The following is a 25,921-nucleotide window of genomic DNA, read 5'->3' as shown; positions in this document are numbered from 1 at the left end:
ATTATTTTCAAAAAAAGCCATGCCGATTCGGCATAGGGTAGGCGTTTACGGCATTAGACGTCGCTGCCTTGCATGGGAATAGTTGCGCCTTTTTTCGCCTGCCAGTAAGCCATTTCGGCCACGCTGCGGTGACCTTCCATGGAGGCAGATGCTCACACTTTTTCGCTTTCGAGCGGTCCAGCTGGCGCATTTGCCTTAAGTTCACTTGAAGTAAGGGTAATGACATGAAGAAGGCAAAGCTAAGCCTCGCCTGGCAGATCCTCATCGGTTTGGTGCTGGGGATCGCGATCGGTGCAGTGCTCAACCATTTCAGTGCTGAAAAGGCCTGGTGGATCAGCAACGTGCTGCAGCCGGCAGGCGATATCTTTATCCGCCTGATCAAGATGATCGTCATCCCAATCGTGATTTCCTCGCTGATCGTCGGCATTGCCGGTGTGGGTGACGCGAAAAAGCTGGGCCGCATCGGCGTCAAGACCATCCTCTACTTTGAAGTCGTCACCACCATCGCCATCGTGGTCGGCCTGTTGCTGGCCAACCTGTTCCATCCGGGCGCGGGCATCGACATGAGTACCCTGGGCACCGTCGATATCTCCAAATACCAGGCCACCGCCGCCGAAGTGCAGCATGAGCACGCGTTCATCGAGACCATTCTCAACCTGATCCCGTCGAACATCTTCGCGGCCGTCGCCCGTGGCGAGATGCTGCCGATCATCTTCTTCTCCGTGCTGTTCGGCCTGGGCTTGTCGAGCCTCAAGCCGGAACTGCGCGAGCCTTTGGTGACCATGTTCCAGGGCGTGTCCGAGAGCATGTTCAAAGTCACTCACATGATCATGAAGTACGCCCCTATCGGTGTATTTGCGCTGATCGCGGTGACGGTCGCCAACTTCGGCTTCGCCTCGCTGCTGCCATTGGCCAAGCTGGTGATCCTGGTTTACGTCGCGATTCTGTTCTTCGCGTTTGCGGTGCTGGGCCTTATCGCCCGCCTGTTTGGTTTCTCGATCCTCAAGCTGATGCGCATCTTCAAAGATGAGCTGGTGCTTGCCTACTCCACCGCCAGTTCCGAAACCGTGCTGCCGCGTGTGATCGAGAAGATGGAAGCCTATGGCGCGCCAAAGGCGATCTGCAGCTTCGTGGTGCCGACGGGTTATTCGTTCAATCTCGATGGTTCGACCCTGTACCAGAGCATCGCCGCGATCTTCATTGCCCAGCTGTACGGCATCGACCTGTCGATCGGCCAACAACTGATGCTGGTGCTGACCCTGATGGTCACCTCCAAAGGCATCGCCGGCGTTCCGGGTGTGTCCTTCGTGGTGCTGCTGGCTACCCTGGGCAGCGTGGGCATTCCATTGGAAGGCCTGGCGTTTATCGCAGGTGTCGACCGTGTGATGGACATGGCGCGTACCGCGCTGAACGTGATCGGCAACGCCCTGGCGGTGCTGGTTATCTCTCGCTGGGAAGGCATGTACGACGATGCCAAGGGCGAGCGCTATTGGAATTCGCTGCCGCACTGGCGCAGCAAAGAGGCGCTGCCGGCCGGCGAGATCACTCGCGGCTGATCGCTCGATTGCGCTGACACAAACCCCGGATAATTCCGGGGTTTGTCGTTTCTGCCAGCCCCGCTATCATTCGCCCCATCTTTCGGGGGATTTAACTGATGCTCAATGGCCTGTGGCTTGGCTTCTTTGTGGTGGCAATGGTGTCAGCACTGGCGCAATGGCTGGTGGGCGGTAACGCCGGGATTTTTGCGGCGATGGTGGAAAGCATTTTCGCCATGGCCAAATTGTCGGTGGAGGTCATGGTGCTCTTGTTCGGCACCCTGACACTGTGGCTGGGCTTTCTGCGTATCGCCGAAAAAGCCGGGATCGTCGACTGGCTGGCCAAGGCCCTGGGCCCGCTGTTTCGTCGCCTGATGCCGGAAGTGCCCGCCGGTCACCCAGCCATCGGCTTGATCACCCTCAACTTCGCCGCCAACGGCCTGGGCCTGGACAACGCCGCCACGCCCATCGGCCTCAAGGCCATGAAAGCGCTGCAGGAACTCAACCCCATCCCCAATACGGCCAGCAACGCACAGATCCTGTTCCTGGTGCTCAATGCGTCCTCGCTGACGCTGTTGCCGGTGACCATCTTCATGTACCGCGCCCAGCAAGGCGCTGCCGACCCGACGCTGGTGTTCCTGCCGATCCTGTTGGCCACCAGCGCCTCGACGCTGGTGGGCCTGCTGTCGGTAGCGGTGATGCAGCGCCTGCGCTTGTGGGACCCGGTCGTGCTCGCCTACCTGATTCCCGGCGCGTTGGTGCTGGGGGGCTTCATGGCGTTGCTGGCGACCCTGTCCGCCACGGCGCTGGCCGGGTTGTCTTCGATCCTTGGCAACCTCACGTTGTTTGGCTTGATCATGCTGTTCCTGGTGATCGGCGCCTTGCGCAAGGTCAAGGTGTATGAGGCCTTTGTCGAAGGCGCCAAGGAAGGCTTCGACGTTGCCAAGAACCTGCTGCCCTATCTGGTGGCGATGCTCTGTGCGGTGGGCGTGTTGCGTGCCTCCGGCGCCCTGGACTTCGGCCTGGAAGGGATTCGCCACCTGGTGGCCTGGACCGGCATGGACACGCGGTTTGTCGACGCGCTGCCCACCGCGATGGTCAAGCCGTTCTCCGGCAGCGCGGCCCGGGCGATGTTGATCGAGACCATGCAGACCCAGGGTGTGGACAGTTTCCCGGCGTTGGTGGCGGCGACGATCCAGGGCAGTACCGAGACCACGTTTTATGTGTTGGCGGTGTACTTCGGGTCGGTGGGCATCCAGCGGGCGCGGCATGCGGTGGGGTGTGCGTTGTTGGCGGAGTTCGCGGGGGTCGTGGCGGCTATTGCGGTGTGCTACTGGTTCTTTGGTTGAGGCTTGGATTGCTATCGGGGGCAAGCCCCCTCCCACATGTTGATCTGTGAATGCATTCAAATTGTGGGAGGGGGCTTGCCCCCGATGAGGCCCTCAACCTTTAGGTGTAGTGTTGCCTTGCGCCACGACCCAACCCACTACCTGCTTATTCAGCTGATCCCCGGCTTGCCCAAAAGCCGCCACCACCGAAGGCACCTTGGTATCCCCCACCGGCTGCCTCACCTCAAACCGCCGACTGGCAATGATCCTTTGATCGCTGCCGCGCACCAGCCGAGCATCCAGCCGAATCACCACCTCCACTGCCGTGCCGTGGTATTCGCTCTGAAACGCCTGCAACTGGCCACCCAGCTCATAGTCCGCCTGCAGGTTGGTCTCGTCGGTACTCAGCAGCGTCACCCGGCCGTCACGCTGGAAGCCATCCAGCAGACGGTTGCGCAACAGCACCGGCGCCGGATCGCTCCAGCGCGCGTTGGCATAGCTGCTGATCAAATCGCCATTGGGCACCACCGCGATGCGTGGGCTGTCGAGAAATTCGCTGGTCTGTGGCTTGGTCACACGCAATGACCAGCTCACCGGCGCGCCTTGACTGACGGGCTGGGTGGAGGCCAGGCGGTACACGTCGGACGGGTCCGGCTTGGGCAGGATCGAGCACGCGCTCATCAATGCAAAAGCCAAGGGGGCGATCATTCGGTAAGCACGCTTCATGGCGTGAACTCCTTGTTCTTGTCACTGCCCAGCAGGTAACCGCTGGGGTTGGCTTCCAGGCGGCGGGAGATAGCGCGCAGGGATCCGAGGGTTTCGCGCAGTTCGCGCACGGCCGGCACCAGTTCATTGAGGCCCTGCAGGCCGCTGTTCACCGAGTCCTTGTTGTTGGCCAGCAACGTATTGAGGGTGGCGGTACTTTGCTCAAGGGATTTCATCGCCTGCTCCGCACTGCCAAAGGCTTGCTTGCCTTGGTCGTTGAGCAAGCCGTTGGCGTTGCGCATCAATACGGTGGTCTGTTCCAGCGCGCCGCCGGCCTGCTTGCTCACTTGCATCAATTGCTGCATCACCACTTTGATGTCGCCGCGCTGTTCTGCGATGGCGCCGGTGGTTTGCTGCAGATTGTCCAGGGTGGTGCTCAAGCGTTCGACGTTTTCCCGCGAGAACAGCTGGTTGGCGTTATGCAGCAGCAGGTTGATGCTGGTCATCAGGTCGTTGCTGTTATTGAGCAGGCGTGCGATGGGCGACGGCGACGCGATGATTTCCGGCAGGTTGCCATCCTTGCCCTTGAGTTCCGGGCTTTGCGGGGTGCCGCCGCTGAGTTGGATGATCGAAGTGCCGGTGATACCGGTCAGTGCCAGTTTGGCCTGGGTGTCTTCCTTGATCGGCGTTTGCCCGGCCAGGCGGATGCGCGCCAGCACGCGGCGCGGGTCCTTGGGGTCCAGGCGCAGGCTGGTGACATCGCCCACCTTGATCCCGCTGTACTGCACCGAACTGCCCTGGGACAGGCCGCTGACCGCTTCGTTGAACACCACCTCATAGTCCCTAAAGGCGCTGTCGACGCTGGACTTGGCCAGCCACAGGCCGAACAGCATCGCGCCAACCACCACTATTACGCTGAACAGTCCGATCATCACATGATGGGCTCGGGTTTCCATGTCATACCTCGTTGAGCGATTGAGCGGCATCCAATGCCGCGCGGCCTCGGGGGCCGTGGAAATATTCGTGGATCCAGGCGTCGTCGGTTTCCGAGACGACATCGATGGCGTCCGCCACCAGGACTTTCTTCTGTGCCAGCACCGCCACGCGGTCGGTGATGGTGTACAGCGTGTCGAGGTCGTGGGTGACCAGGAACACACTCAAGCCCAGCGCATCGCGCAGGGTCAGGATCAGTTGGTCGAATTGCGCCGCGCCAATCGGGTCAAGGCCGGCGGTGGGTTCGTCGAGAAACAGGATGTCCGGGTCCAGGGCCAGCGCGCGCGCCAGGGCGGCGCGCTTGATCATGCCGCCGGACAGCGACGCCGGGTACTTGTCGGCCGCCGACAACGGCAGCCCGGCCAGGGCCAGTTTGACCGCCGCCAGATGCTCGGCGTCGGCGCGGCTGAGCCCGGCGTGCTCGATCAACGGCAAAGCGACGTTCTCGGTGACGGTCAGCGAGGAAAACAAGGCGCCCTTCTGGAACAGTACGCCGAAGCGTCGTTCCACCAGTGAGCGCTCATGCTCGGACAGACTCGGCAGGTTCTTGCCGAACACTCGCACTTGCCCCTCGCTGGGCCGCCGCAGGCCGACGATGCTGCGCAGCAACACCGACTTGCCGCTGCCGGAGCCGCCGACCACCGCCAGAATCTCGCCCTTGTACAAATCCAGGTCGAGGTGCTCGTGCACGCTCTGGCTGCCAAAGCGGTTGCACAGGCCGCGAACCTCAATCACCGCCTCAGTGGGCGCTCGATGCACGCGATTCACCAGCCCATCTCCATGAAAAACATTGCCGCGACCGCGTCCAGCACGATCACCACGAAAATCGACTGCACCACGCTGGAGGTGGTGTGCGCGCCGACCGACTCGGCACTGCCGCTGACCTTGAAGCCTTCCAGGCAACCGATCGCGGCGATCAGGAACGCGAAGATCGGCGCTTTCACCATGCCTACCAGAAAATGCTGCACGCCGATGTCCGATTGCAGCAGCGACAGAAACATCGCCGGCGAAATATCCAGGGCCACCGCACACACCACGCCGCCGCCGACAATCCCCGAGAGCATCGCCAGGAATGTCAGCATCGGCAGCGCCACCAGCAACGCCAGGACCCGCGGCAGCACCAGCAGCTCCATCGGGTCCAGGCCCAGGGTGCGGATCGCGTCGATTTCTTCGTTGGCCTTCATCGAGCCGATTTGTGCGGTAAAGGCGCTGGCCGTACGGCCGGCGATCAGAATGGCGGTGAGCAACACGCCGAATTCGCGCAGGAATGAGAACGCCACCAGGTCCACGGTGAAGATCGTCGCGCCGAAGCTCTTGAGCACGGTGGCGCCGAGGAACGCCACGACAGCGCCGACCAGAAAGGTCAGCAGCGCGACGATAGGCGCGGCGTCGAGGCCGGTCTGTTCGATATGCGCGACCACCGGCGTCAGGCGCCAGCGCTTGGGCCGCAGGATGCCGCGCACGAAGGTTTCGAGGATCAGGCCGATGAAGCCCAACAGTTTCATCCCGTCTTGCCAGACGGTGTCCACGGCGCGGCCGATGCGCGCCAACAGTTGGATGCCGGCGCCCTCTTCCGGCTCTTTGAGCGGGACGCAAAAATCATTCAGCGAGCGGTAGACCGTCTTGAGCAATGCCCGGTCGGCGGCGGACAGGCTGCAATCGGTCTGCTCGGCGGAGCGTTCGATACGGTCGGGGCCGAGCAACTCCACCAGCAGCGACGCGCCGGCGGTATCCAGGGCGCCGAGGCCGTTAAGGTCGATGCGCGCGCCGGCGTCGTATTGGCCGTCGAGGGTGTTCGACAGCTTCTTCAGGTTTGCATAGTGGGCAAGCGTCCAGTCACCGGTAATGCGCAGCAACGGCGGTGTGCTGGACGTATCGAGTTGGGCCGCGCCGGCTGTCGTGGGAGTGGTCATAAGCTCCGAGCGTGTCTGGCTATCCATAATTGCTACGTAATAGCACGATCGGGCCTACTCCGGGTTGTCCGTTTGTGCTGAGTCGATGACGTTAAAGCGCAGCACGCCAATGACTTGCCCGTCTTCGGTGAGCACCCGCACCTGCCAGCGGCCTACCGCATCCGCCGGGAAATTCTGCTTGTGCGTCCAGGCGCGGTAGCCTTCCTTGCGGCCGCCGTGGATATCCAGGGCAATGCGGTCGACTTCCTGGCCGTTGAATTTCCACACATGGTAGATCCGCTCATCGAGGCCGCGCGGCGCGTTGATTGCGGTATAGGCGTACAGCCCGCCGCTGCGCAGTTGGGCGGCGGTGACTTGCTTGAGGTCGTCGCCCGGTGTGCGGTCTTGCAGCTGGGTGCTGATGGCCACTTCGGTCATCCACAGGGTGGCAGGTGGCACCCAGCTACGCAGCAGCCAGCCGGCGCAGCCGATCGCGGCCGTTACTCCCAGCAGCATTACCCAGCCTTTGACGCTGCGCAGCGGCAGGCTGGCGGCCAGGCTCGGAATCGACAGTGCCATGGCGACGCCCAGTGCCAGCTTGTAACTCTCGGCGGTGGTCAAGTGCAGGATGATCGGCAGCGCGGTCAGCAGCGCGGCGAATAATGTCAGCGTATGCAAGGCGAGGAACAGCGAGCGCTTGGGCGCCAGCCACCTGTAATACAGTGGGTCGATGATCGAGACCAACGCCGCCGCGCCGAGCAGGCCGGTGAACACCGATTGGCCGCTGTTCCAGGCCGTGGTGACGAAAAAGAACGGCAACACGAAAAACAGACTTTCCTGGTGGATCATCTGCGTGGCATAGCGCAGCAGCGGTTCCGGTATCTCGCGGTTGAACAGCCTGGTGAACAGTTGCGTGAAGCTGTTTTCCAGCATCAGCCACAACCAGCTCACCAACAGGATCACGGCGATCCAGCTGGCCATGCCCTGCTGGCGGTCCACCAGGATGAAGCTGCCCACACCCGAGATGAAGCCGCCGAGTGCGATCACCCCCGGGTAGCGCTTGATCAGTTCTATGACGCGCTGGATAAGGGGCGGCAGGTTCGGCATGGGCGGTTCACAAAGTGTGTGGGAGAAATCTCAGACAGAATAACGTCTTGGTCCGCTGTTCGGTGCCTCATTACGCGATCCGTTTGCGATAAAACCGTAGGGCGACCCACGCAACAGCGATCAATCCGAGCACGCCCGCGCCTATCCAGCTCAGGGCGTTGTAGCTCAACAGCGGTTTTTCGATGCGCCAGTAGCCAGGCTGCTCCAGTACCTGCCGCATGGCCTGATTGGTCTGGGCCAGGCTCACGGCCCTGATACGTTTGGCCGGGTCGCTGAAGCGCCCATCGGTATAGTCGCCGGCGGCGCTCCAGTAATAGTCGGCCAGCGCGCTGTTGCCCTGTACGGCCCAGGCCTGGCGTGCGATGGCCGCTTGCTGCAGGCGCGCGAACACCGCCGGTTCGACGCCATCCTTGAGCAGCCCTGCCTTGAGGTCTTCCAGCACCTGCTCGGCTTCCTCGAGATTTTCCCGTTCGAGGTCGGCGTTCAGGCTCAGGAAGCCGACGCCGCCGAGCACTTCTCGCTCGCTCCACGGCCCGTAGGACAGGCCGTGCCTGAGTCGCAATTGGCGGTACAAGGCCCAGTCGAGGTAGTCCTTGAGCAGGTCGTAGGTTTCATCATGCTGGTCGTCCAGCAACGGTTCCGGGAACAGCCAATGCAGTTTGGCATTGTCGCCTACCCAGCCGTGGATCAGGTCACGATGGCTGGCGGCGGCTTGCTGGATTTGCGGCAATGGCCGATGTTCGCTCGGCTCTACCGGGTCGAGTTGGCCATAGGTGCGTTCCAGGTAGGCAGGCAGCAGTTTGTCCAGATCGCCGACGACGATCAGGGTCATGTTGTTCGGTGCATACCAGTTTTTGCGCAGCGCCTCCAACTGGTCGCGGGTCAGAGGGTTGACCTCGGCGCGTTCGGCGCACTTGAGGCCCAACTCGACGGCCAGCTGATTGCTGGCGTTGTGCCCGAGATCCTGGCGTTCCAGCAGGCGTTGCAAGTGGGAGTAATGGCCACCGTCCTCGCGCTCGACCACCTGCTTGGCGGCGTTGATATTGGCGTCGGTCAGTTGGGTGCGGGTGATGATTGCCAGCAGCAGGTCCAGGACCTTGCGCTGGTTCTGCGCGGGCGCCTCGATGACAAATGTGGTGTCGGCGTTGCTGGTGTAGGCGTTCCATTCGCCGCCCAGGGCTTGCATGCGGTCTTCGAGGTCGCCTTCGTTACCGCCGTCGATGCCGCTGAACAACAGGTGCTCGAACAAATGCGGCAGTTCTTTCTGGTCGCAGCTGAAATCGTCCAGGCCCACGCCGACGACCAGGCGGATGGCCACATGCCCGCGCTCGGTGCCCGGTTTGAGCAGCAGTTGCAGGCCATTAGGCAAGGTATAGCCTTCGACTTGCAGGCGGTCAAAGGCAAAGGTGTGTGCCGAGCCCATGAGCAGGCAGGCGAGTAACAGGCGACGCATAACAAGCTTCCTGGCGAGTGAGGTCCGTTGTTAACTGACTTCGCTCGCTGGCGTACGTTCAGGGCGAATGGGTGATGTCGGCAATATCTTCAGCAGAGAGTGCGCCAGTGTCGGAAGTTTCCAACACGACATAAGCGCTGCTGCAAAATAACGAGTTCAAGCGCTTCATGTCGGCGATCAGCTCCAGGTGTAGGGAACTGGTTTCCAGGCTCTGCACGATTTTACGCTGCAAGCGGCTGACGTGGGCGTGGGCCAGGCGACGTTCCTGCGCACGAAAACGGCGTTTCTCACGCAGTAATTGGCGGGCGCTTTCCGGGTCGCCGCTGAGGAACACCGACAGGCCCAGGCGTAGATTGGCGATCAGCTGGCTGTGCAGGCCGCTGAGTTCTTCCAGGCCGACTTCGGAAAATTGCCGACGTTGCGAAGTCTTCTGCTGCTGGACTTTGCGCAGCATGCGCTCGATCAGGTCGCCTGCCAGCTTCAGGTTGATCGACAGCTCGATGATCTCTGCCCAGCGTCGATTGTCCTGCTCACCCAGGTCTTCACGGGGCATTTGTGCCAGGTAAAGTTTGATCGCGCTGTAAAGCGCCTCGACGTCATCGCTGAGGCTGCGCATTTGCTGGGTAATGGCGGTTTGGTTGCCGCGCAGCACTTCCTGCATCGAGGTGAGCATGTTGTCGATCAGGTCGCCGAGGCGCAGGGTTTCGCGGGCGGCGTTGGCCAGCGCCAGGCTCGGCGTGTTCAGCGCGGCCAGGTCCAGATGGCGCGGCTTGGCCTTGCCGTTGGTCTCGGGACGCTCCGGCAGCAGCCATTCGCACAGCCGCGCCATCGGGCCGATAGTGGGCAGCAGAATCAGGCAGCGGCTGACGTTGTAGAGCAGGTGAAAGGTGATGACCATGCCCTGGGTGCTGTAGTCCAGGCCGTCCATCCAGCGTACGAGCGGGTCGAGCACCGGAATGATCAACAGCAGACCGATCAATTTGTACAACAGACTGCCCAGGGCGACTTGCCGCCCGGCGGTGTTCTGCATGCTGGTGCTGAGAAAGGCCAGTATGCCACTGCCGATGTTGGCGCCGATCACCAGGCCGATGGCCACGTGCAAACCGATCACGCCGGCGCCGGCCAGGGTTGCCGTGAGCAGCACTGCGGCGAGGCTGGAGTATGAAATCATCGCGAACAGCGCGCCGACCAGGGCGTCGAGCAAGATATCGCCGGTCAGCGAAGCGAAGATGACTTTGACGCCTTGGGCATGGGTAATCGGCCCGGCAGCTTCGACGATCAATTGCAGGGCCAGAATGATCAGCCCGAGGCCGATCCCGACCCGGCCCAACTGCCCGGCCCGCGTCTGTTTGCGCGACAGGAAAAAAATCACCCCGAGGAAGATCAGCAGCGGTGACAACCAGGACAGGTCGAAGGTCAGCACTCGCGCCATCAACGCGGTACCGACGTCGGCGCCGAGCATGGTGGCCAGGGCGGGCGTCAGGCTCATCAAGCCCTGGCCGACAAAGGACGTCACCAGCATCGCCGTGGCATTGCTGCTCTGCACCATGGCGGTCACCAGGATACCGGCGACAAACGCCAGCCAGCGTTTGGACATATTCTGCCCGATGACCTGGCGCAAGTTGGAGCCGTAGACCCGCAGGATGCCGGTACGGACGATGTGCGTGCCCCAGATCAGCAGGGTCACGGCGGAAAGCAGATTGAGCAAGGTCAGCATGCTCGGCCCCCCGTATAGGTGCGCTCCAGCAGGAGCGAAGGAAAGTTGCCGCGTGCCGTTCTACGTCTTGTAGTTAAGCTGTAGTTGGCGAATGGGCTCTGCGCCAGCATCGCATAGCTGATCGCGGGATTGAAACAAAACTGTCATGAAATCAGCTTTTTGCAGATGAAAAAAACGGGGCATCAACGCCCCGTTTTTTGTGTGGCTCGGGTTTATTGACCCGGAATATCCTTGCGCAGTTTCACCGGATCCTGCTGCTTCTTCTTTTTCGCGATGGCGGTGCGCATCTTGATGTTCACCGCTTCCACCGCCAGCGAGAACGCCATGGCGAAGTAGACGTAGCCTTTTGGTACATGGACACCGAAGGATTCGGCGATCAGCACGGTCCCCACCACCAGCAGGAACGACAGCGCCAGCATTTTCAGCGACGGGTGCTTGTCGATGAATTCGCTGATGGTGCCGGCGGCCAGCATCATCACCAGTACGGCAACCACGATCGCGGCGACCATGACCGGCACATGGGAAACCATGCCGACGGCGGTGATGACCGAGTCCAGGGAGAATACGATGTCGATGATCGCAATCTGGATGATGGTGTAGATGAACTTGCCGCCGGCGCCTTTGGGCTCGTCGTGGGTTTCGTCTTCACCTTCCAGGGCGTGGTACATCTCCTGGGAGCTTTTCCACAGCAGGAACAAACCACCGAAGAACAGGATCAGGTCGCGACCGGAGATGCCCTGGCCGAAAACCACAAACAGGTCGGCGGTCAGTTGCATGACCCAGGTGATCGACAGCAGCAACAGGATGCGCGTGACCATCGCCAGGGCGAGGCCGAAGATCCGGGTGCGCGCCTGCATGTGCTTGGGCATGCGGCTGACCAGGATCGAAATCATGATGATGTTATCGATGCCCAGGACGATCTCGAGCGCCGTCAGGGTGAAGAAGGCAATCCAGATTTCCGGATTGGTCAGCCATTCCATGTGTATTCCTTTGAGCAAGTGTTAGACCGCGCGAACTGTAGCGCCGCGCGGTGAGTGAGTCGGTACGATTATAGAGTGCTGAACAGCGGAAAAATCCCCATCAGCAACGCGGCGAACATTATGCACAGGCATACCAGTACTGCCCACTTGAGGGTGAAGCGCTGGTGATCGCCAAACTCGATACCTGCCAGGGCGACCAGCAAGTAGGTGGAGGGTACCAGTGGGCTGAGCAGATGCACCGGTTGCCCGACGATCGACGCACGCGCCATCTCCACAGCGGTGATGCCGTAGTGGCTGGCGGCTTCGGCCAGCACTGGTAGCACGCCATAGTAGAACGCATCGTTGGACATGAAGAAGGTAAACGGCATGCTCACCAGCGCCGTGATGACCGCAAGGTACGGCCCCAAGGCTTCAGGGATAACCGCCAGCAGGCTCTTGGACATCGCATCGACCATGCCGGTGCCCGACAGGATGCCGGTGAAGATGCCGGCGGCGAAGATCAGCCCCACCACTGCCAAGACGCTGCCGGCGTGGGCGGCGACGCGGTCTTTCTGCTGTTGCAGGCACGGGTAGTTGACGATCATTGCGATACTGAACGCCACCATGAACAGCACCGGCAGTGGCAACAGGCCGGCGATCAGGGTGCACATCAGCGCCAGGGTCAGCGCGCCGTTGAACCAGATCAGCTTGGGACGGCGGGCATCCGGGAATTGCGACACGCTGATTTCACTGTGGTCGATCTCGTCGCCTTGCAGATGCAGCTCACCCAGGCGCGCACGTTCGCGCTTGCCATACATGTAGGCGATCACCAGGATCGCGACCACGCCAGCGGCCATGGCCGGGATCATCGGCACGAAAATATCCGAGGGGTCCACATGCAGCGCACTGGCGGCGCGGGCGGTCGGGCCACCCCAAGGGGTCATGTTCATCACGCCACCGGCAAGAATGATCAAGCCGGCCATGATGCGCGGGCTCATGCCGATGCGCTGGTACAGCGGCAGCATCGCAGCGACGCAGATCATGTACGTGGTGGCGCCGTCACCGTCGAGGGACACCACCAGGGCCAGCACGGCGGTGCCGACCGAGACTTTCAGCGGGTCGCCCTTGACCATCTTGAGGATCTTGCGCACGGCCGGGTCGAACAGGCCGGAGTCGATCATCAAGGCAAAATAGAGGATGGCGAACATCAGCATCACGCCGGTCGGCGCAAGCTTGGTGATGCCTTCGAGCATCATCGGGCCGATCTTCGGCGCGAAGCCGCCGAACAGCGCGAACAGGATAGGCACGATGATCAAGGCGATCAGCGCAGACAGGCGCTTGGTCATGATCAGGAACATGAACGTGATGACCATGGCAAAGCCAAGGAAAGTCAGCATAGGAATACTCCAGGCGTAGCGCGGCTAGGGAATGGCGAACCGGGTGGGGTCAGCGCAGAACGAAAGGCACGAGGCGTACGGGGGGAGTTGGGATAAACAGACGGGTACGGGCGGACATCGGGAATCACCATTGTTGTTGTTAACAGTCGGTCTATTGCCGACAGTGGGGGCGATCCTAGACGGGTAAGCTTTCAGCCAGCTTTCGCTGGGAAAACAGGTGACACTCGGTCGTGAGGCTTATGCAGATAAAAAGTGTGGGAGGGGGCAAGCCCCTCCCACATTGGGATCACTTGATTAGCTGAGTATCTACGGCAGTTCGAGGCCGCCGGCCGCTTTATGCAACGCTCGCAGATGCTCACCCATTTGCTTGAGATTGGCCTCGCAAGCGGCAATCTCGGCAGCGCGGGAAGGATCGAGCAGCGCCCTTACTTCTTTATCCAGTTCACCGGTCAGCGATTGCAGTTGCTTCTGGCGCTCGGCACTTTCCGATTCCAGCCGCTTGGCCTCCGAAGGCTGCGGCAGGCCGTAGCCGCCACTGTCGAGCAACTCGGCGGGGCGACTGAGGAAGCCGCTGTTGGCGAGGATTTGCTGCAATGTGTTGTTGGCTTTTTCCATGCCACCGTTTTTCAGCTCACGGGCATTGAGGTAGCGTTGTTTGACTTCGTCCTGGGCGAGCATCAATTGTTTGCGAAAGCTGGCCTGTTCCAGCAACAGCAACGCGGCGCTGGTTCGCAAGTCGGCCTGGCTGAACCATTGTCGGCGCTCCTGCGCATTCAGCGACAGCCAGTCTTCGACCTGGGTCTGCTTGATCGGCAGACGCTTGCGCAAGACATCGAACATCGCCTGGTAGCGCTCGCGGAACGAGTCAAAGTGATAGCCCAGGCGCAACGCTTCGCGCTTGTCATCCAGCACGCTGGTGTCGGCCAGCCCGCGTGCGTTGAGCACCTCCAGCAAGCCGTTGGGGGTGATGTTGTCCAGGCCGGTCAATTGTGGATTCGCGCTGCCACTGCGCAACAGCTTCAAGCTTTCCACTGCACAGTTGTTGGAAATGAAGAAGTAATTGCCGTCGTAGCTCCAGTGCATCTCGGCGGCATGTTCGACCGTGTCGTTGATTTCCTGACGATTGAGCTTGAGCGGCACTGACGCCAGGCCACGCAGTTCGGTCTTGGTGTATTCGTCGATGACTTGGGCCAGCGGCAGCACGAACAGTCGCGACGGGTATTTGCCCACCAGACCATCCCAGCTCGACAGCTGTACGTCACCGACGAAGGCGCGGTAGGACAACACCAGGTGCTGATCCAGGTCCAGGCGGCAATCCGGCCCGCGGGGACGACCGGGCGCACAGATCACCAGGCGCAGCATGCTATGGCCCCAGCGGCTCACCAGGTTCTGGTTGGCTTCGGCGAGGAGGTAGTCGATTTCGTACACGCGTTCCGGGTCAATCTGACCCAGCGGTGTCTTGGCGAAATCGTTGCCGGCGTTCAGAAAAGCGTAGGTATTGCCGCACTTATCCTGCCCGGGCGGCGCCCAGCCGAAGTGTTCCTTGTAATAGCGCGCCAGCGCGGGACGGCGACAGGCGTAGCTGGGGTCGAGAAGGAAGTACTCCATGTTGACCGCGACGAATTCCAGCGGGCTGGTGGTTTCGTAGATATCCGGGCTGCGAACCACTTGGTTGTTGTGCTGCTCGCGTTCGCCGCGACGACCGACGTATTGCGGCCAGCCGGCTAGGTCCAGCAGGCGAGGGTCGTCACTCAGGGTGAAGCGACGGTCGTTCTGCCCACGGCATTGATCGGGCAGGCCAATCAGGCCGGTGATGTTGTTCTGGCGGCTGCAGCGTTGAATCAGGGCGCGCTCGTCTTTGGACCACAGGCGCGCACGGTCATAGAGGTGGGTCAGTTCATGCAGCACAGTGGCGAGCATTTCCCGGCGCACGGTGCCGTGGGGGCGGTTGGTTTTCCGGGTGGCGGCGCTGCCGTCGGTCAGGCTGGCCAGCAGGTTTCGGTTCAGGTCCAGTTCGGACACCAGGGAGGCCTGGCCGTAGGCGTTTTCAGGCATCTTGTCGGTCCAGCCGACCTCGATGCGGCGGTCCAGTTGCTCGATGAAGCGCGGCGGCAGGGCGCCCATCGCTTCATCGAGCAATGCCTGGCTGGCCTGCTGTTCAGCCGGGCTCAGGCCATCGGCCTTGAGCTGCAGTTGCAGGCTGGCCTGGGCTGCACCGGCACACAGCAGCACAGCCCCGGCCAGGAGCCAGGCTTTGACTCGCCTCACAGAGCGAGGATAGCTTCGGCAAGCGTCTGGTCGCTGGCATCACGGGCTTGCGGTACGCGGGTGCGCAGGGTGTCGAAGGCCGCTTCGAGTTGCGCGCCACGGATCTCGCCATGGGTGGCGACGAAACTGGCGGCATCATCGTGGGCTTGGCGCACGATCTTGGAATCGCGGATGGAGGTGGTGGTGTCGGAGGTGAAATCGATGGTGCGCGCCGAAGCGCGAACCACGATGTTACTGGTGGCCTTCAGGGTTTGCGCCTGGGCGATATCAGCCAGAAACAGCAGGCCGAGGGCGGCGACGATCAACGGGCTACGCATGGGGTGACTCCAAGACAAAGATGGACATACAAAGATGATTATTGGACGAGAATTGCCTGCGCCAGTTCAAGGTCGCTTGCATGAAGTTTTGGCTGGGTGCGGCGCAGGTAATCCAGCGCGGACTCCAGGCGTGCGCCCCGCCGTTGGCCGTCAGTGGCAATGAAAGCAGCAGCATCATCCTTGGCAACCCGAACCAACTTGTTATCAAACGGCGCGGAAGTCACCTTGCTGGTGGCGTACGCGCTGACAACGGTGCTCTGAACGGAGACATCCAAGGCCGAAGCCAACGGTGCCCAGCAGGCACAGAACATTACGGGAACAATCAACAGGCGGTATGAAAAAGCCATGGCACTCGACAACCGAAAACGAGCGCCAAGGCTAGCGCAATGACCGGGTGAGAGCCAGTGCGCTGACTGGCTCTCCCTGCTTGCCCCTGGCGTTAGATCGCCAGGATGGCCTGGGCCAATTGAGCGTCAGTGGCGGTGGTCAATTGCGGCGCCTGTTGGCGGATCTGCGCCAGGGCGCTTTCCAGTTTCACGCCACGGATGGCGCCTTCGCTGGCAACAAAGCTGGCCGCGTCGTCACGGGCGGCTCGCACCACCTTGTTGTCGCGCAGGGAAGACGTGGCATCGGAAGTGGCGTCGGAGGTGGCTTTCAGTGCGCCAACGATCGAATCGGTGGTGACGATAAAGCTGCTCGCGTTGGCGTTGGCAGCAACGGCCAACAGGGCGGCGGTGCACAGCAGGCGAAGACGGGACATGGGTAACTCCTGTAGATGAGCAAATAAGGTGGCACAGAACGGCCACAGTGAAACGGACGTTGGGCAATTGGGCATCTGACGCCCGTTCTACAAGGTTCGCCACGTGGTGACTGGATATTAGGTCACCGCTTGCTCATTCGGAAGCCTGTGGTTAACTGTTATGGTTATATTTTGAAATGTAAAAACTGTACCTGTCCGGCAGAAGGCTGCCGTTTTCAGTTTCATTTATCCAGATACAACAAAGCCCGCCTCCGGTTACCCGGGGCGGGCTTTGCTTTGACAAATCAGAGTGCTGGCGGTGGACCCGGCGGGTCAGGGCCAGCGAGCGCCAATCAGCGCCAGAACGGCTTGCTCAGCTCTTCGTAGCGTTGAGCTTCGCTGATACCGGCGTCAGCCAGCAGACGCGAATCCAGGCGAGCCAACTGGTGGCGGCTGGAGATGCGGCGCTGCCACAACATCAGGTTGGCGAGAACGCGCAGAGGCAGGGAGGCCTGGGTGTTAACAGCTTTTTCTTCGAAGAACAGTTCGGAACTGAGTGTACGTTCCATGATGACATCCTTCCGCTTGTGGCGGGATTAGGTAGTGGTTTAACTGATGCCAATGATCCTCTTCGCACGCAAGAGTCTCTAGATACAGTTCACCTGTATTGTGAGGGGCCAGTTAACTGTTTATAGAGGCTGTACGGTACGAAATTGGGGCAACTGTACCTGTGCGCACTTAAACGGTGCGAATTAGGCTTTTTTGATGGGGGTTGTGGGATATTTCCGTAGGAAATGACCGGTACAGCAGTACAGTTTTTGATAGATCTGCCGATCAAAGCACCGGGTCGATACAACTGTATAGGTATCGACCCGGTCGTGTATCCATCAAGCCTTGAGCATGTGCCCGGTTTCTTCCAGGTTAATGTGCCAGCTCAGTGCGTCGCGCAGGATATGCGGGGTATGCCCGCCGATAGCGCAGGCGGCAACGAAGTAACCGTTAAGCGCGTCGCGATACGCTGGGTGCACGCAGTTGTCGATGATCACTCGGGCCCGCTCGCGTGGCGCCAGGCCACGCAGGTCCGCCAGGCCCACTTCGGTCACCAGGATGTCGACGTCATGCTCGGTGTGGTCCACATGGCTGACCATCGGCACTACGCTGGAAATCGCGCCGCCTTTGGCAATCGACTTGGTGACGAAGATCGCCAGGTGCGCATTGCGCGCAAAGTCCCCGGAGCCGCCAATGCCGTTCATCATCCGCGTGCCGCAGACATGGGTGGAATTCACGTTGCCGTAGATATCGAATTCCAGCGCTGTATTGATGCCGATGATGCCCAGGCGGCGCACCACTTCAGGATGGTTGGAGATTTCCTGCGGGCGCAGCACCAGCTTGTCCTTGTAGTGCGCAAGATTGCCGAACACATCGGCATTGCGTCGTTCCGACAGGGTAATCGAGCTGCCGGAGGCGAAGCTCAGCTTGCCCGCGTCGATCAGGTCGAATGTGGAGTCCTGCAGCACTTCCGAATACATGGTCAAGTCTTCGAACGGCGAGTCAATCAAGCCGCACATCACTGCGTTAGCGATGTTGCCGATACCGGCCTGCAGCGGGCCGAGCTTGTTGGTCATGCGCCCGGCCTCTACTTCCTGTTTCAGAAAGTTGATCAGGTGGTTGGCGATGCCCTGGGTGTCGCTGTCGGGTGGCGTCACGGTGGAGGCAGAGTCGGCCTGGTTGGTGATCACGATGGCGACGATTTTCTCGGGCGGGATGGGAATCGCCGGGCTGCCAATACGATCGTCGACCTTGACCAGCGGAATCGGCGTGCGGGTTGGCCGGTAGGAAGGGATATAAATGTCGTGCAGCCCCTCAAGGTTCGGGTTGTGCGCCAGATTGATCTCGACGATTACTTGTTTGGCAAAAATCGCGAAGCTGGCGGAGTTGCCCACCGAGGTGGTGGGCACGATATGGCCTTGTTCGGTGATTGCAACGGCTTCGATCACGGCGATGTCCGGCAACTTGAGCTGGTTGTTGCGCAGTTGCTCGACGGTTTCCGATAAGTGCTGGTCGATAAACATCACTTCGCCGGCGTTGATTGCCTTGCGCAAGGTGCTATCAACCTGGAACGGCATACGACGTGACAGCACGCCGGCTTCGGTCAATTGCTTGTCCAGGTCGTTGCCCAGGCTGGCGCCGGTCATCAGGGTGATTTTCAGTGGTGACGTCTTGGCGCGCTCGGCCAGGGCGTGGGGAACGGCCTTGGCTTCACCGGCGCGGGTGAAGCCGCTCATGCCGACGGTCATGCCGTCCTCGATCAGTGCAGCGGCATCTGCCGCGCTCATGACCTTGTTCAACAACGAAGGCAAGCGGATACGATCACGGTACATGAATGGTTATCTCAGGCTGCGGAAGCAAGTTGGGCAGTGTAGTGATTTCAAAAAGTTTCGGCCCGCTACCATGGTCGAATGCCGAGTGGCGATTTAGAGCCTTTGGTCGGTTTCATCCGTTCATAAAAAACCCCAGCCTATCGGAGGCCAGGGTTTCGGGTATTGCGCTGGCGCAGTGTTATTCGACAGCTTTGACCATGTCTTCGATGACTTTCTTGGCATCACCGAAGACCATCATGGTCTTGTCCAGGTAGAACAACTCGTTGTCCAGGCCTGCGTAGCCGCTGGCCATCGAGCGCTTGTTGACGATGATGGTCTTGGCCTTGAACGCTTCAAGGATCGGCATGCCGGCAATCGGTGAGTTCGGATCGTTCTTGGCGGCCGGGTTGACCACGTCGTTGGCGCCCAGCACCAGTACCACGTCGGCCTGGCCGAACTCGGAGTTGATGTCTTCCATCTCGAACACCTGGTCGTACGGCACTTCGGCCTCGGCCAGCAGTACGTTCATGTGCCCTGGCATGCGGCCCGCCACAGGGTGGATCGCGTACTTTACCGTCACTCCGCGATGAGTCAGCTTTTCGGTCAGTTCCTTGAGCGCGTGCTGCGCCCGGGCCACGGCCAGACCGTAGCCCGGCACGATGATCACGGTGTCGGCGTTGGTCAGCAAGAAAGTGGCATCGTCGGCCGAGCCTGATTTCACCGGGCGTGCTTCCTTGGAGCCTGCCGCAGCGCCGGCGTCCGGCGCATTGCCGAAGCCGCCGAGCAGCACGTTAAAGAAAGAGCGGTTCATCGCCTTGCACATGATGTACGACAGAATCGCGCCGCTGGAGCCCACCAGGGAGCCGGCGATGATCAGCATCGAGTTGTTCAGCGAGAAGCCAATCCCCGCCGCTGCCCAGCCGGAGTAGCTGTTGAGCATCGACACAACGACTGGCATGTCGGCGCCGCCGATTGGAATGATGATCAGCACGCCCAGTACAAAGGCCAGGGCCAGCATCACTGCGAAGGCCGTGAGGTTGCCGCTGAACATGAAGGCCAGGCCCAGGCCGAGCGTCAGCAGTCCCAGCACCAGGTTGAGCTTGTGCTGGCCACCGAACTGCACCGGTGCGCCCTGGAACAGGCGGAATTTGTATTTGCCAGACAGCTTGCCGAAGGCGATCACCGAACCGGAGAAGGTGATTGCACCGATGGCGGCACCGAGGAACAGTTCCAGGCGGTTGCCCGCAGGAATAGCGTCGCCCAGGTGCTTGACGATACCCAGCGATTGCGGCTCGACGACAGCCGCGATGGCGATAAACACCGCGGCCAGGCCGATCATGCTGTGCATGAACGCCACCAGTTCCGGCATCTTGGTCATTTCGACGCGCTTGGCCATGACCGAACCGGCGGTGCCACCGATCAGCAGGCCGACGATCACATAGCCGATACCGGCCGTCGCCAGCTCAGCGCCGAGCTTATAGATGAGGCCAACGGTGGTGAGTACCGCCAGCGCCATGCCGAGCATGCCGAACAGGTTGCCGCGCCGCGAAGTGGTCGGGTGCGAGAGGCCTTTGAGGGCTTGGATGAAACAGATCGACGCAATCAGGTAGAGCGTCGTGACGAGGTTCATGCTCATTACTTGGGCGCCTCTTCTTTTACTTTCGGGGCTTTTTTCTTGAACATCTCAAGCATTCGCCGGGTGACCAGGAAACCACCAAATACGTTGACCGCCGCCAGGGCCACGGCCAGGGTGCCCATGGTCTTGCCCAGCGGTGTAACTGTGAGGGCGGCGGCGAGCATGGCGCCGACGATCACGATGGCCGAAATGGCGTTGGTCACGGCCATCAAAGGCGTGTGCAGCGCGGGCGTCACGTTCCAGACCACGTGGTAACCGACATAAATCGCCAGCACAAAGATGATCAGGTTGTAGATACCGGGGGAGATAAGCTCTTCCATCGTCTGAATCCCTGCTTAGGCGTTTTTGCGGATGACTTGGCCGTCGCGGCACATCAGGCACGCGGCGACGATGTCGTCTTCGAGGTTGATTTCAAACTGCCCTTCCTTGGTGAAGACCAGCTTCAGGAAGTCCAGCAGGTTGCGCGCATACAAGGCCGACGCATCGGCTGCCACGGCGCCGGCCAGGTTGGTGGGGCCGCAAATGATTACGCCGTTTTCCACCACCACCTGGTTGGCGACGGTCAGCGGGCAGTTGCCGCCTTGCGCGGCGGCGAGGTCGATGACCACCGAGCCGGGCTTCATCTGCGCGACAGTGTCGGCGCTGAGCAAGGTCGGCGCCTTGCGGCCCGGGATCAGGGCGGTGGTGATGACGATGTCGGCCTGTTTGGCGCGCTCATGCACAGCCAGGGCCTGGCGCTGCATCCAACTGCTTGGCATCGGGCGCGCGTATCCGCCAACGCCGACCGCGCATTCACGTTCCTCATCGGTTTCGTAAGGCACGTCAACGAACTTGGCGCCGAGGGATTCGATCTGTTCCTTCACCGCCGGGCGCACATCAGAGGCTTCGATCACCGCACCCAGGCGTTTCGCCGTGGCGATGGCCTGCAAACCTGCGACGCCCGCGCCAAGGATCAGCACGCGGGCCGCTTTAACTGTGCCTGCGGCGGTCATCAACATCGGCATGAAGCGCGGGTAGTGATGAGCCGCCAGCAACACCGCTTTATAGCCGGCGATGTTGGCTTGGGAGGACAGCACATCCAGGCTCTGGGCCCGCGAGGTACGTGGCGCAGCTTCGAGAGCGAAGGCCGTGATGCCGCGCTCTGCGAGCTTGGCAATGGTTTCGTTGCTGAACGGGTTGAGCATGCCCACCAATACGGTGCCGCTTTTGAGCAGCGCCAGTTCGCTGTCGCTGGGAGCAACCACCTTGAGGATCAGTTCGGCGCCAAACGCATCGTTGGCACTGCCAATGGTTGCGCCTGCTGTTTCATAGGCACTGTCGACGATGCTGGCTTTGATGCCTGCGCCGCTTTGTACAGTGACCTTATGGCCCTGGCCGATCAGCTTCTTGATGGTTTCCGGGGTGGCAGCCACCCGCGTTTCACCGGTCTGGGTTTCGAGAGGAACACCAATGTGCACGTCAAATCTCCTGCATGATCTTTTTGCTTTTGATCTTTTTGTAAAAAGGCCAGTGCGCCGTGAGTGGCGCAGCTGGGGCGGCCGATCAGCACGATCCCGCTGAAATGACAGCGGGGCGCGGCATTTTGCAGGCGAACTTTACGGCCTTCAAGGGATTATGACGGGTGACGAAAAATTAACTACAAGTCACCCTGTGACTGATTGTCGCAATGCGCCGAAATAACCTCTTTAAATACAGGTATTTAAGGGCTTGTATGAAGTAATGCTCGGTTTTTCCATCGTCAATGTGAATAGTCGGTTATTGAACCGTGATAGTCGCTACAAGCCGTATCGTTCATGGCTTTGCGCCCCTTTTTTGTTCAGCAGGTACAGTCTGTTTAAATGCGACATCCACGTATATCTGTAGTGCTTTTATTTAATTGACTACAGGGTCAACTAATGTGGATTAGCCTTAAATATCGGGGTCGTAGCGCCGAGATTGCTCGATGAGCCAATCGCGGAACGCTTGCAAGGACGCGGATTCGACCTTTCGTTCCGGAATCATCAGGTAATACGCCTTGTCGCTGCGCAGGGTTTGATGGCTCGCGATCACCAGGTGTTGCTCTTTCAACTCTCGCTGGATCAGGAAGGGCGGGATCAATGCAATGCCCATGTCATGCATTGCCGCCTGGGACAGCATCGAGAATAGCTCGTAACGCGGGCCTGTCATGTCGCGGGGAACGCTCATCTGTTGGGCGTTGAACCACTGACGCCAGGCATAAGGGCGCGTTGTCTGCTGCAGCAGAGGCTGGTCGGCAATTTCCTGAGGGGTCAAGTGTGTGCGGTCGCCGAGCAAGCGTGGGCTGCACACGGGAGCAGGGTTTTCACCCATGAGCCTGTGGGATTCGGTGCCGGACCAGTCGGCATCGCCGAAATAGATCGCAGCGTCGAACTCGGTGTCGGCAAAAAGAAAGGGGCGCGTGCGGTTGGTCAGGTTGACCGTTACTTCCGGGTGCCGCTGTTGAAAGTCTTTCAGGCGCGGGATCAGCCATTGGGTGCCGAAAGTCGGTACCACGGCGAGTTCGATGACATTCGCGCCCTGTTGACCCATGACTGACAGCGTGTCGCGTTCGACTGCATCCAGTTGCGTAGCCACCCTGCGGCTATAGGACAGCCCAGCCTCGGTCAGTTTTACCCCGCGCCGCGAGCGTCGAAACAGCTCGACACTCAAAAACTCTTCAAGGCTGGCGATCTGTCGGCAGATAGCGCCTTGAGTGATGGAAAGCTCCTGCGCCGCCTTGGTGAAGCTCTCATGGCGGGCCGCTGCTTCAAAGCTGACAAGTGCGGTGGTGCTGGGGATTTTCCTGCGCATATACATTGTTCTCACAGATAAGGCGCGTTTTTGGCCTCTCAAGGCATCACGAAGTGAGAAATTAGCACAAGCTCATGCAGAAACCTCGTTTGCCCTCTGCGTCGCCCCGGCCTAGTCTGCCTGCACGACGTTTTGATTCTTTTCGTGAGGACTTATTCATGGCTGGCAAGGCAAGCTTCAACTGGATCGATCCGCTGTTGCTGGATCAACAGCTCACCGAAGAAGAGCGCATGGTGCGTGACAGTGCCGAGCAATTTGCTCGGGACAAGTTGGCTCCCCGTGTGCTTGAAGCTTTCCGTCATGAAAAGACCGACCCCGCGATCTTCCGCGAGATGGGCGAAACCGGTTTGCTGGGCGCCATGATTCCCGAGCAATACGGTGGCAGTGGCTTGAACTACGTCAGCTATGGGTTGATTGCCCGTGAAGTCGAGCGTGTCGATTCCGGTTATCGCTCGATGATGAGTGTGCAGTCCTCATTGGTCATGGTGCCGATCAATGAATTCGGTACCGAAGCGCAAAAGCAAAAGTACCTGCCGAAATTGGCGTCCGGCGAATGGATCGGCTGCTTCGGTCTCACCGAGCCCGACCATGGTTCTGACCCGGGTGCGATGATTACCCGTGCGCGCAAAGTGGATGGCGGCTACAGCCTGACCGGCGCGAAGATGTGGATTACCAACAGCCCGATTGCCGACGTTTTTGTGGTGTGGGGCAAGGACGACGCCGGCGACATTCGCGGTTTTGTATTGGAGAAGGGCTGGAAAGGCCTGAGTGCTCCGGCGATTCACGGCAAGGTCGGCCTGCGAGCGTCCATTACCGGCGAAATTGTCATGGACAACGTGTTTGTTCCCGAAGAGAACATCTTTCCGGACGTGCGTGGCTTGAAAGGTCCTTTTACTTGCCTGAATTCGGCACGGTACGGCATCTCCTGGGGCGCGCTGGGGGCTGCGGAGTTCTGCTGGCACACCGCGCGCCAGTACACCCTTGATCGTCAGCAGTTTGGTCGCCCGTTGGCGGCCACGCAGTTGATCCAGAAGAAGCTGGCCGACATGCAGACCGAGATCACGTTGGCGCTGCAAGGTTGTCTGCGCCTGGGCCGAATGAAGGATGAAGGCACGGCGGCGGTTGAGATTACTTCGATCATGAAGCGCAACTCTTGCGGCAAGTCCCTGGATATCGCGCGCATGGCTCGGGACATGCTGGGTGGCAATGGCATCTCCGACGAGTTTGGGGTGGCGCGTCATCTGGTCAACCTGGAGGTGGTCAACACCTATGAAGGCACGCATGACGTGCATGCCTTGATCCTGGGGCGCGCACAAACCGGTCTTCAGGCCTTCTATTAATAGGAGCACGGACATGGGCGCGCTTTCGCATCTGCGGGTACTGGATTTATCGCGAGTACTGGCGGGCCCTTGGTCCGGGCAGATACTTGCGGACCTCGGGGCCGAGGTGATCAAGGTCGAAAGGCCGGGCAATGGTGACGACACGCGCGCCTGGGGGCCGCCTTTTCTCAAGGATGCTTATGGTGAGAACACCAGTGAGGCGGCTTACTACCTGTCCGCCAACCGGAACAAGGAGTCGGTGACCATCGACTTCACCAAGCCAGAGGGGCAGAAGCTGGTGCGTGATCTGGCTGCCAAGTCGGACATTCTGATCGAAAACTTTAAAGTGGGTGGCTTGGCGGCTTATGGCTTGGATTACGAGTCGCTCAAGGAGATTAATCCGGAGCTGATCTATTGCTCGATCACCGGCTTTGGCCAGACCGGCCCTTATGCAACCCGTGCCGGCTATGACTTCATGATTCAAGGGCTGGGTGGGTTGATGAGCCTCACCGGTCGGCCTGAGGGTGATGAGGGTGCGGGGCCGGTGAAGGTTGGGGTGGCATTGACCGATATTCTCACCGGGCTCTATTCGACCGTAGCGATCCTGGCGGCGCTGGCTCACCGGGATCACGACGGCGGTGGACAGCATATTGATATGGCGCTGCTGGATGTGCAGGTAGCTTGTCTGGCTAACCAGGCGATGAACTACCTGACCACCGGCGTTTCGCCAAAACGCCTGGGCAATGCGCATCCGAACATCGTGCCTTATCAGGACTTTCCCACGGCTGATGGTGATTTCATTCTGACCGTGGGGAATGACGGGCAGTTTCGCAAGTTCGCCGAGGTGGCCGGGCAGCCCCAGTGGGCGGATGATCTGCGGTTCTCTACCAATAAGATGCGAGTTGCCAATCGTGCGGCGCTGGTTCCGCTGATTCGCCAGGCGACTGTCTTCAAGACTACGGCGGAGTGGGTATCGCAGCTGGAGAAAGTAGGTGTGCCTTGTGGGCCGATCAATGACCTGGCACAGATGTTTGCTGATCCGCAGGTCAAGGCGCGTGGGTTGGCCATAGAGCTGCCTCATGCCTTGGCGGGGATGGTGCCTCAGGTTGCCAGTCCAATTCGTCTTTCCAAGACTCCAGTGGAGTATCGCAGTGCGCCCCCGTTGTTGGGTGAGCATACGATTCAAGTGCTGCAAAGTGTGCTGGGGCTGGCGCCGTCGAGCGTGGCTGCTTTAAGAGAGGCTGGAGTTATCTGAAACCTCTCTTCTATATAGAGGAGCTTCGGTCGTTTTCTGATCAATTCTAACTATTTGATAAGAAAACGAAATTAGACGTTGACGGCAGATTCTGTGCGCCTATAATTCGCCCCACTTCCGGCGCAGTCGAAAC

At 60.2% G+C, this 25,921-nt stretch carries 23 protein-coding genes; 4 read left to right on the top strand and 19 right to left on the bottom strand.

Translation table 11 applies throughout. The features are described from left to right. The first annotated feature begins 224 nt into the window (after window positions 1–224). A complete protein-coding gene (gene gltP / locus CIB54_RS20845; RefSeq protein WP_057725679.1) occupies window positions 225–1,556 on the top strand; it encodes a glutamate/aspartate:proton symporter GltP in 1,332 nt (443 codons plus the stop codon). A gap of 98 nt (window positions 1,557–1,654) precedes the next feature. After that, window positions 1,655–2,884, top strand: a complete 1,230-nt coding sequence (locus CIB54_RS20840) for a nucleoside recognition domain-containing protein (protein WP_048721443.1) — start codon at window positions 1,655–1,657, stop codon at window positions 2,882–2,884. Between the two features lie 93 nt (window positions 2,885–2,977). On the opposite strand, the gene CIB54_RS20835 is transcribed toward CIB54_RS20840, so the two are convergent. The 19 genes from CIB54_RS20835 to CIB54_RS20745 all read right to left on the bottom strand — a co-directional run bounded on the left by CIB54_RS20835 (window position 2,978) and on the right by CIB54_RS20745 (window position 23,214). Then, window positions 2,978–3,589 (bottom strand): ABC-type transport auxiliary lipoprotein family protein, encoded by a 612-nt coding sequence (locus CIB54_RS20835; protein ID WP_101220818.1) that lies wholly within the window; start codon window positions 3,587–3,589, stop codon window positions 2,978–2,980. Beyond that, a complete protein-coding gene (locus tag CIB54_RS20830; protein ID WP_101220817.1) occupies window positions 3,586–4,524 on the bottom strand; it encodes an MlaD family protein in 939 nt (312 codons plus the stop codon). The genes CIB54_RS20835 and CIB54_RS20830 overlap by 4 nt, the downstream gene beginning before the upstream one ends. Before the next feature lies 1 nt (window position 4,525). Further along, window positions 4,526–5,329: an ABC transporter ATP-binding protein gene (locus tag CIB54_RS20825; RefSeq protein WP_065953413.1), complete on the bottom strand. Its 804-nt coding sequence runs from the start codon at window positions 5,327–5,329 to the stop codon at window positions 4,526–4,528. Continuing rightward, window positions 5,326–6,474 (bottom strand): ABC transporter permease, encoded by a 1,149-nt coding sequence (locus CIB54_RS20820; protein ID WP_065953414.1) that lies wholly within the window; start codon window positions 6,472–6,474, stop codon window positions 5,326–5,328. The genes CIB54_RS20825 and CIB54_RS20820 overlap by 4 nt, the downstream gene beginning before the upstream one ends. Before the next feature lie 54 nt (window positions 6,475–6,528). Next, on the bottom strand, window positions 6,529–7,560 hold the full coding sequence (locus tag CIB54_RS20815) for a DUF5924 family protein (protein ID WP_065953415.1): 1,032 nt from the start codon (window positions 7,558–7,560) through the stop codon (window positions 6,529–6,531). Window positions 7,561–7,630: 70 nt separating this feature from the next. Continuing rightward, window positions 7,631–9,013, bottom strand: a complete 1,383-nt coding sequence (locus CIB54_RS20810; RefSeq protein ID WP_101220816.1) for a M16 family metallopeptidase — start codon at window positions 9,011–9,013, stop codon at window positions 7,631–7,633. A gap of 58 nt (window positions 9,014–9,071) precedes the next feature. Continuing rightward, a complete protein-coding gene (locus CIB54_RS20805) occupies window positions 9,072–10,730 on the bottom strand; it encodes a Na/Pi cotransporter family protein (protein WP_101220815.1) in 1,659 nt (552 codons plus the stop codon). 212 nt (window positions 10,731–10,942) lie between these two features. Beyond that, window positions 10,943–11,710, bottom strand: coding sequence for a TerC family protein (locus CIB54_RS20800; protein ID WP_065953418.1), 768 nt, complete (start codon window positions 11,708–11,710; stop codon window positions 10,943–10,945). A 68-nt stretch (window positions 11,711–11,778) separates the two neighbouring features. After that, complete coding sequence (locus tag CIB54_RS20795; RefSeq protein ID WP_017530601.1) at window positions 11,779–13,086, bottom strand: CitMHS family transporter; 1,308 nt, start codon at window positions 13,084–13,086, stop codon at window positions 11,779–11,781. Window positions 13,087–13,392: 306 nt separating this feature from the next. Beyond that, the gene (locus CIB54_RS20790; protein ID WP_101220814.1) at window positions 13,393–15,354 is read right to left on the bottom strand and encodes a DUF7844 domain-containing protein; all 1,962 of its coding nucleotides are present in this window, start codon (window positions 15,352–15,354) and stop codon (window positions 13,393–13,395) included. After that, on the bottom strand, window positions 15,351–15,671 hold the full coding sequence (locus tag CIB54_RS20785; protein WP_065953420.1) for a DUF2388 domain-containing protein: 321 nt from the start codon (window positions 15,669–15,671) through the stop codon (window positions 15,351–15,353). Before CIB54_RS20785 ends, CIB54_RS20790 begins: the two co-directional genes overlap by 4 nt. A gap of 38 nt (window positions 15,672–15,709) precedes the next feature. Further along, entirely contained in the window at window positions 15,710–16,018 is a 309-nt protein-coding gene (locus CIB54_RS20780; protein WP_101220813.1) for a DUF2388 domain-containing protein, read from the bottom strand. 92 nt (window positions 16,019–16,110) lie between these two features. Then, on the bottom strand, window positions 16,111–16,431 hold the full coding sequence (locus tag CIB54_RS20775; RefSeq protein WP_065953422.1) for a DUF2388 domain-containing protein: 321 nt from the start codon (window positions 16,429–16,431) through the stop codon (window positions 16,111–16,113). A gap of 332 nt (window positions 16,432–16,763) precedes the next feature. Beyond that, window positions 16,764–16,979: a DUF1127 domain-containing protein gene (locus CIB54_RS20770; protein ID WP_003187413.1), complete on the bottom strand. Its 216-nt coding sequence runs from the start codon at window positions 16,977–16,979 to the stop codon at window positions 16,764–16,766. 318 nt (window positions 16,980–17,297) lie between these two features. After that, on the bottom strand, window positions 17,298–18,791 hold the full coding sequence (locus CIB54_RS20765; RefSeq protein WP_065953423.1) for an acetyl-CoA hydrolase/transferase family protein: 1,494 nt from the start codon (window positions 18,789–18,791) through the stop codon (window positions 17,298–17,300). 178 nt (window positions 18,792–18,969) lie between these two features. Beyond that, complete coding sequence (locus CIB54_RS20760) at window positions 18,970–20,406, bottom strand: NAD(P)(+) transhydrogenase (Re/Si-specific) subunit beta (protein ID WP_065953424.1); 1,437 nt, start codon at window positions 20,404–20,406, stop codon at window positions 18,970–18,972. Beyond that, complete coding sequence (locus CIB54_RS20755) at window positions 20,406–20,726, bottom strand: NAD(P) transhydrogenase subunit alpha part 2 (protein WP_003187417.1); 321 nt, start codon at window positions 20,724–20,726, stop codon at window positions 20,406–20,408. The genes CIB54_RS20760 and CIB54_RS20755 overlap by 1 nt, the downstream gene beginning before the upstream one ends. A 15-nt stretch (window positions 20,727–20,741) precedes the next feature. Continuing rightward, window positions 20,742–21,863 carry a Re/Si-specific NAD(P)(+) transhydrogenase subunit alpha gene (locus CIB54_RS20750; protein ID WP_101220812.1) on the bottom strand — a complete coding sequence of 374 codons (1,122 nt, stop codon included), beginning with the start codon at window positions 21,861–21,863 and terminating at the stop codon, window positions 20,742–20,744. Between the two features lie 451 nt (window positions 21,864–22,314). Then, complete coding sequence (locus CIB54_RS20745) at window positions 22,315–23,214, bottom strand: LysR family transcriptional regulator (protein ID WP_065953435.1); 900 nt, start codon at window positions 23,212–23,214, stop codon at window positions 22,315–22,317. A gap of 158 nt (window positions 23,215–23,372) precedes the next feature. Here CIB54_RS20745 and CIB54_RS20740 point away from each other — a divergent pair, with 158 nt between their 5' ends. Beyond that, on the top strand, window positions 23,373–24,554 hold the full coding sequence (locus CIB54_RS20740) for an acyl-CoA dehydrogenase (protein ID WP_065953426.1): 1,182 nt from the start codon (window positions 23,373–23,375) through the stop codon (window positions 24,552–24,554). A gap of 13 nt (window positions 24,555–24,567) precedes the next feature. Beyond that, the gene (locus CIB54_RS20735; protein WP_101220810.1) at window positions 24,568–25,788 is read left to right on the top strand and encodes a CaiB/BaiF CoA transferase family protein; all 1,221 of its coding nucleotides are present in this window, start codon (window positions 24,568–24,570) and stop codon (window positions 25,786–25,788) included. Window positions 25,789–25,921: the final 133 nt, after the last annotated feature.

Source organism: Pseudomonas fluorescens (genome assembly GCF_002837185.1).
Classification (GTDB): domain Bacteria; phylum Pseudomonadota; class Gammaproteobacteria; order Pseudomonadales; family Pseudomonadaceae; genus Aquipseudomonas; species Aquipseudomonas fluorescens_AM.
This window is presented reverse-complemented; position numbering and strand designations above follow the sequence as displayed.